This window comes from Candidatus Omnitrophota bacterium (genome assembly GCA_028715965.1).
Classification (GTDB): Bacteria; Omnitrophota; Gorgyraeia; order Tantalellales; family Tantalellaceae; genus JAQUQS01.
Genome location: JAQUQS010000058.1, coordinates 1 through 3,174, shown reverse-complemented (window position 1 = coordinate 3,174; position 3,174 = coordinate 1). Strand labels below are relative to the sequence as shown.

The 3,174-nt window shown below is 54.7% G+C and carries 1 protein-coding gene; it reads left to right on the top strand.

Features of this window, described 5'->3' with window-relative positions:
• Window positions 1-3,174 (top strand): hypothetical protein (locus PHH49_08685; protein MDD5489015.1); only part of this gene is annotated, 3,174 nt, incomplete at both ends.

Genomic DNA, 3,174 nt, shown 5'->3' with positions numbered 1-3,174 from the left:
TGACGCGCAGCACAACATATTGAACCAGGAGATATTCACGTATACCGACGCCACCGAAGTAACGCTCCTGGACGTACAGGAGATAAGGAACTCGGGGTACCATTCAAGCGGTGTGGCGATGCAGCAGGTGATAGCGACATACTCCGACGCGGCGAAGACGGAGCTACTCGACGTCAAGGTCATAACTAACGAGAACATCGACGCCGACGGTAATGTCGGGACGTCGACGGTGATCAAGTACTCGTCCTGCAGTATAGCCGATGATGGTACGGGCGCGATAACATATTCGGGCGAGATAGACAAGCAGGTGATAACGACCGATACCTTCGACGACAGGGGCAACGCTCTCACGCAGGATATATTAAGGTATTACTGGGAAGAAGGCCAGTTCGAGTTCGGCGAAGCGCAGCATATCGTGAACGCGGGGCACGATATACATGACAGGGCGGCGACCTCGGAGATAACGAGTTATTCGAACGCCGGTATGGAGACAGTTACCGGCAAGCAGGAGATAACGTATTCCAGCTACGACAGGTACGGCAACGTCACGAGCCAGACGGTAAGTAAGTATACGGTGGACGAGGCTACGGGAGAGGCTACGGTATACTCTGGGTACAGCGAGATAACGAACGTGTACGGCGACGCCGTGGCACAGAGGCGCGGTAACGCCACCGAGACCACAGCGATCACTTATAATTCCCTGAATATAAAGACCGGAAGGACGGTCACCGTATCGAGTAATTTCGACCGCGGATACGCCGGGAACCAGACGATATCGAGTTATGTGATGAACGGGTCGGCGGAAGAGAAGCTCACGAAGGTGACGGATATAGTCAACGAGAACATAAATAACAGAGGTGACGCGGGCACGCAGAGGATAACTGTAAGCCAGACGGACTCAAATGGCGAGAACGCACTGGTCTCTAGCTACCAGGTACTGACCAACCGCGATTATGACGCGCAGCATAATATCACTAGCCAGGAGATCTTCACGTATACCGACGACACCGAAGCGACGCTACTTGACGTACAGGAGATAAGGAACTCAAGCTATCATTCAAGCGGAGTAGCCCTGCAGCAACGAATAGCGACATATTCGGATTCGGATAAAACGGACCTTCTGGACGTAAAAGTGATAGTGAACGGCAATATCGACGCCGACGGTAACGTGGGTACGACCACGATAACGAAGTATTCGGCGAGGCTGGGGACGGACATCATGGCCGGGGCGATAAACCCGGACCCGGCTACCGCGATAGACCGTCAGGTGATCACGACGACGAGTTTCGACGCGAGGGGTAACGCGCTCGAGCAGGATATACTCCGCTATTACTGGGAGACGAGCTCGTTCGTGTTCGGCGAAGCGCAGCATATAACGAACGCGGGGCATGATATCCATGACAGGGCGGCGACCTCCAGCATAACGAGTTACAGTGACTCCGACATGACGGCCATAACGGGCAAACAGGATATAGAGTACTCGAGTTACGACAGGTACGGCAACGTCACGAGCCAGACGGTAAGTAAGTATACGGTGGACGAGGCTACGGGAGAAGCGACGGTATACTCTGGGTACAGCGAGATAACGAACGTGTACGGTGACGTGGTGGCCCAGAGGCGCGGCAACGCCACCCAGACTACGGTCATAACATATAACTCCAGCGATACGCAGACCGGCAGATCGGTCACGGTGTCGAGTAACTTCACGACCACCGGATACGCGCAGAACCAGACCATATCAAACTATGTTATGAACGAGTCGGCGGAAGAAAAGCTCACGAAGGTCACTTCCATCGTGAACGAGAACATCAATAACAGGGGTGACGCGGGCACGCAGAGGATAACGGTGAGTCAGACGGACGCCGATGGGGCGGACCCGGAAGTCGTAAGTTATCAGGTGCTGACCAATAGGGCCTATGACGCGCAGCACAATATCGTGAACCAGGAGATATTCACGTATACGGACGCCACCGAAGCGACGTTACTGGATGTGCAGGAGATCAGGAACTCCAGCTATCATTCGAGCGGAGTGGCGATGCAGCAGACGATAGCGACGTATTCGGACTCGGATAAGACGGAACTACTGGACGTAAAGGTGATAGTTAATGGCGATATCGACGCGGACGGTAACGTGGGTACGACCACGATAACGAAGTATTCCGCGAGGCTCGGTACTGACACCATGGACGGAGCGATAAATCCGGACCCGGCGACCGCGATAGACCAGCAGGTGATAACTACGACGAGTTTCGACGACAGGGGTAACGCGCTTGAGCAGGACATATTAAGGTATTACTGGGAAACGGACGCGTTCGCGTTCGGCGAGGCTCAGCATATAACGAACGCGGGTCATGATATCCACGACAGGGCGGCGACCTCCAGCATAACGAGTTACTCGGACGTTGACATGTCGGTCGTAACGGGCAAACAGGATATAGCGTACTCGAGCTACGACAGGTATGGGAACGTCCTGAGCCAGACGGTAAGCAAATACACGGTGGACGAGGCAACGGGAGAAGCTACGGTATACGCGGGATACACCGAGATCACCAATGTATACGGTGACGCGGTGGCCCAGAGGCGCGGGAATGCCACCCAGACGACGGTAATAACGTACAATTCCTCGGATACCGAGACCGGCAGGACGGTCACGGTTTCGAGCAACTTTACGACCGCCGGGTATGCCCAAAACCAGACGATAACGAGCTATGTGATGAACGGGTCGGCGGAAGAGAAGCTCACGAAGGTGACGGTTATCGTGAACGAGAACATAAATAACCGCGGTGACGCGGGCACGCAGAGGATAACGGTGAGCCAGACGGATGCGGACGGCGCGGACCCGGAAGTCATAAGCTACCAGGTGCTGACGAACAGGAGCTATGACACGCAGCATAATATCGTGAACCAGGAGATATTCACGTATACCGACGCCACCGGGGCGACGCTACTGGACGTACAGGAGATCAGGAACTCGGGGTACCATTCAAGTGGCGTCGCTCTGCAGCAGACGATAGCGACGTACTCGGACTCGGATAAGACGGAACTTTTGGACGTAAAGGTGATAGTTAATGGCGATATCGACGCGGACGGTAACGTGGGTACGAGCACGATAACGAAGTATTCGGCGAGGCTCGGTACGGACACCATGGACGGAGCGATAAATCCGGACCCGGC